At 73.6% G+C, this 4,314-nt stretch carries 4 protein-coding genes; 3 read left to right on the top strand and 1 reads right to left on the bottom strand.

Annotated elements, in window-relative coordinates; genetic code table 11:
* The first annotated feature begins 97 nt into the window (after positions 1-97).
* Entirely contained in the window at positions 98-1,585 is a 1,488-nt protein-coding gene (locus tag AB0J68_RS28095) for a leucyl aminopeptidase family protein (protein WP_363941402.1), read from the top strand.
* A 3-nt stretch (positions 1,586-1,588) separates the two neighbouring features.
* Here the strand turns inward: AB0J68_RS28095 and AB0J68_RS28090 are convergent, their stop codons facing one another.
* Positions 1,589-2,176: an O-methyltransferase gene (locus AB0J68_RS28090; protein WP_363941397.1), complete on the bottom strand. Its 588-nt coding sequence runs from the start codon at positions 2,174-2,176 to the stop codon at positions 1,589-1,591.
* 281 nt (positions 2,177-2,457) lie between these two features.
* Between AB0J68_RS28090 and AB0J68_RS28085 the strand changes: the two genes are divergently transcribed.
* Together AB0J68_RS28085 and AB0J68_RS28080 are read left to right on the top strand one after the other, a co-directional pair.
* A complete protein-coding gene (locus AB0J68_RS28085; protein ID WP_363941400.1) occupies positions 2,458-3,804 on the top strand; it encodes a trypsin-like peptidase domain-containing protein in 1,347 nt (448 codons plus the stop codon).
* Between the two features lie 76 nt (positions 3,805-3,880).
* A complete protein-coding gene (locus tag AB0J68_RS28080; protein ID WP_363941394.1) occupies positions 3,881-4,303 on the top strand; it encodes a preprotein translocase subunit TatB in 423 nt (140 codons plus the stop codon).
* Positions 4,304-4,314: the final 11 nt, after the last annotated feature.

Here is a 4,314-nt window from a genome sequence, read left to right as displayed (position 1 = left end):
GAGCCACCGGATTCGCCGGTGGCTCAGGGTCTTCATCGGCGTGGGCGGGCGATGGCTCGGTCCCACTCTGCGACATTTCCTGGAGGTACGGTTCCGCGTGCTCGCCATCCGTCCGCTCGCCGAGCCCGACAGGCTCGACGTCCTCGTCCTGCCCGTCCGCCCCACCGATCCGGCGGCGGGAGGTGCGGCGGGAGGTGACGCCCCGGCGGAGCTGGCGCCCACCGCCGTGACGCCGCCGGACGGCACCGCCGAGGAGGCTGCCGCGCTGGTGCCGGTCGCCCGACTGAGCGGCCGGGCCGGCGAGATCCGTACCCACCTGCGTCCCGGGCGCAGCCCTGGTCGGCTGGTGCTGCTCGGTATCGGCGACGGCGGGGAGTCGTCCTGGCGGGCTGCCGGCGCTGCTCTGGCCCGCTCGGCGGCAGATGAGACGCAGATCACTATCGCGCTGCCGGCCGAGGTGACCCCCGACGCGGTCCGTGGGTTGACCGAGGGGCTGCTGCTCGCCTCGTACCGGTTCCGGCTGACCGACGCCGACGACCCGCCCGCGCTCGCCGGCGTCGATCTGCTGCTCGCCGACCCGACGGCGTACGAGAGCACCGTGGCCACGGCGCGGACCACCGCCGCGATGACCCGTCTCGCCCGCGATCTGACCAACACCCCCTCCTCGGTGAAGACCCCGCAGTGGTTCGCCGACCAGGTGGCCTCCGCCGCCGCCGACCTGCCGGACCTGCGCCTGACGGTGCGTGGCCCGGCCGAGCTGGCCGCAGAGGGCTTCGGTGGGATCCTCGCCGTGGGCGGCGGCTCGGCCAGTGGCCCCCGGTTGGTCGAGGTGGACTGGCATCCCGCGAACGCGCGCACCCACGTGGTGCTGATCGGCAAGGGCATCACCTTCGACACCGGCGGCATCTCGATCAAACCGGTGCCGGCGATGAAGCTGATGCGCAAGGACATGGCCGGCGCGGCGGCGGTCGTCGCCGCCACCCTCGGCGCGGCGGCGCTGCGCCTGCCGGTCCGCGTCACCACCCTGGCCCCGCTCGCCGAGAACATGGTCAGCGGCTCGGCGTTCCGCCCCGGCGATGTCATCCGGCACTACGGCGGGACGACCAGCGAGACGACCAACTCCGACGCCGAGGGCCGGCTGGTCCTCGCCGACGCCCTGGCGTACGCGGTGCGGCAGCTCAAGCCCGATCTGCTGATCGACCTGGCCACCCTCACCGGCGCCAACGCCGTGGCGCTGGGCAAGCGCACCGCGGCCCTCTACAGCGAGAACGACGAGCTCGCCGCCGACCTGCTGGCCGCGATCGGGGCGGCCGGCGAGGCGGCCTGGCGGATGCCGCTGCACACCGACTACGTCGAGTACCTGGGCAGCGAGATCGCCGATCTCTACAGCGCGCCCGCGCAGGGCGCCGGATCGGTGACGGCCGCGCTCTACCTGCGCGAGTTCACCGGCGACCTCCGGGATCGCTGGCTGCACCTGGACATGTCCGCCCCGTCCTGGGCGGATGGCGACCAGGCCGAGCTCACCCGCGGTGCGACCGGCTGGGGTGTCCGCTCCCTGCTGCGCTGGCTGGCCGGCGTCGACTGACCATCAGCACTTCACGGCGGCGAGCACCCCGTGCCCGACCGGGAGCAGCGCGGGAATCCAGTGCTCCGACTCCCGGACCGCCTTGATCGTTTCGCGGACCGTCACCGTCTCCGCGTCCCGGGCGGATGGGTCAGCGATCCGACCGTGCGCCAGCATGCCGTTGAGCGCGAGCACGCCGCCCGGGCGCAGCAACCGCAGCGCCGCTTCCACGCAGGCGTGGAATCCGGTCGCCTCGGCGTCGACGAAGACCAGGTCGTACGCCCCGTCGGCGAGCCGCGGCAGCACGTCCAGGGCACGACCGGTGATGATCCGGGTACGGCCGGCGGCGAAGCCCGCCTCGGTGAAGATCCGCCGGGCGATCCGCTGGTGCTCCACCTCCACGTCGATGGTGGTGAGCACGCCGTCGGCGCGCATGCCCCGCAGCAGCCAGACACCGCTCACGCCCGTGCCGGTGCCGATCTCCACCACCGCGCGGGCGTTGCCGGCCGCGGCCAGCAGCCGCAGCGCCGCCCCCGCTCCGGGGGTGACCGCGACGAGGCCCACCTCGTGGGCCAGGCTGCGGGCGGTCCGTAGGACGAGATCCTCGGTCACGTACGACTCGGCGAACTGCTGAGCCTGGGTCGTCGAACTGCCGGAACCGGCGACCGTGGCGATGGGGCACCTCCGGGCGGTGCGTGGTGCGGGGGCGGGTTGGCACTGTGAGCGTAGAGGCGACCGGCGGGAGGCGCAGCCGCGCCTCCGTCCCCTCGCGATCGCCGGAGGCAACCGCTGACTCCACCGCGCGCATCCGTGCAATCCTGGAAGCGGTATTCCGTCAGCCTCGACCGCGCCGAACCGTGGCCGGGCGGCGCCGCGCGGGATCCGGGGACGGACTGGGAGGCACCGACGTGACCGACGGCTGGGATTGGCGCCGGGGCGGTGAGACTCCGGCTCCGGCGAGCCCGCCCGGGGCAGGGGCCCCACCGGCGGGGCCGCCGACCACGCCGGGGAGCGACACCGCGCCTGCGGCTGCGGCCGGTGCGTCGCCCTGGTGGTCCGACGCGCTCGGCGACCCGTGGCGCGACCCGGCGGCGCCCGCCGCGGTGGTGGTGCCCGGGGTGGTGGCGGCCGGCACCGAGCCCGAGCCGGTCACCGACCCGGACGCGCCGGGTCGACCGACGCTGCGTCACCTGCTGCTCATTCCGGTGATCACCGCGCTGCTGGCGGGCACCCTCGGTGGCGCGCTGGGCTACGCGTTCGCGGTGCGTGGTGGCGCCGCCGGCACGGTGCTCGGCGCGCAGGCCGCGGAGCCGCCGGTGCTGGCCCAGCGCAAGCCGGAGTCACTGGCCGGAGTCGCCGAACGTGTCCTGCCCAGCGTGGTCACCGTCCGGGTGAGCAGCCTGGGCGGGACCAGCGAGGGCTCCGGCTTCATCGCCAGCGCCGACGGTCACGTGATCACCAACGACCACGTGGTGGCCGGCAGCAACGGCAAGGCTTCGGTGATCTTCAACGACGGCACCTCCGCTCCGGCGACCGTCGTCGGTCAGGACCCGGAGTCCGACATCGCGGTGATCAAGGTGAACCGGACGGGGCTGCGACCGGTGGAGTTCGGCGACTCCGACGCGCTGGCCGTCGGCGACCCGGTGCTCGCCATCGGCTCACCCCTGTCGCTGGCCAACACGGTCACCGCCGGCATCGTGAGCGCCCTGGACCGGACGATGCAGGCCGGCGAGCCGGGTGGCCCGGTGCGCTACTACGCGGCCATCCAGACCGACGCCGCGGTCAACCACGGCAACTCCGGCGGCCCACTGGTCGACGGCGCCGGGCGGGTGGTCGGGGTCAACTCCACCATCAAGTCGCTGGTGGCCGAGGGGCAGGAGGCCGGCAACATCGGGCTCGCCTTCGCCATCCCGATCAACCAGGCCAAGCGGGTCACCCAGGACATCATCGGCACCGGCAAGGCCCGGCGTACGGTCATCGGCGCCCAGGTCGGCGGCCCGGGCGCGGGTGCCAACGGCGGCGTACGGCTGGCCGCCGTGGAGCCCTCCGGGCCGGCGGCCGGGGCGGGGCTGAAGGTCGGCGACGTGATCCTGAAGCTCAACGGCCGGCCGATGACCGAGCCGACCGACCTGATCGCCCTGGTCCGCAAGTTCGCTCCGGGTTCGGTGGTGACCGTCGAGTTCCGGCGGGGGGCCGCTCGGCAGAACACGTCGGTGACCCTCGCCGCGGATGCCAAGTGAACAGCGGGTCACCCCCTGCCGGAAAACCGTCCGACGTGCGTAGTCTTGCTGCTGACGCCGAGAGGAGGCCCGCGGGATGTTCGAGAACCTGAACATGTGGGAAGTCGGGGCGCTGCTGCTCCTGGCGCTGTTGATCTTTGGTGACCGGCTGCCTGCCGTGATCAACGACGGCCTGCGGATGGTGCGCAATCTGCGCAACATGGCCCGCAACGCCACCGGCGACCTCAGTCGCGAGCTGGGCACCGACATCCAGCTCGAGGATCTGCACCCGAAGGCCTTCATCCGCAAGCACCTCCTCAGCGAGGAGGACGAGGCGGCGATCCGCAAGCCCATGCAGGGCGTCTACGACAACCTGCGCGCGGACGTCAGCGGCGTGCACAACGAGCTGAAGGACGTGGCCAACGCCGCGGACCCGCGGTCGAACGGTTCCCGGTCCGGCACGGCCACCGGCGCCTCGCCGGCACCGGCTCCGCGGGCCAGCTACGACGACGCCACCTGAGCGGGTACGGC

Origin of the sequence: Micromonospora sp. NPDC049580, assembly GCF_040675595.1 — a bacterium.
In the GTDB taxonomy this organism is placed as follows: Bacteria; Actinomycetota; Actinomycetes; order Mycobacteriales; family Micromonosporaceae; genus Micromonospora.
The sequence above is the reverse complement of the archived record's forward strand: the minus strand, read 5'-3'. Positions and strand labels throughout refer to the sequence as shown.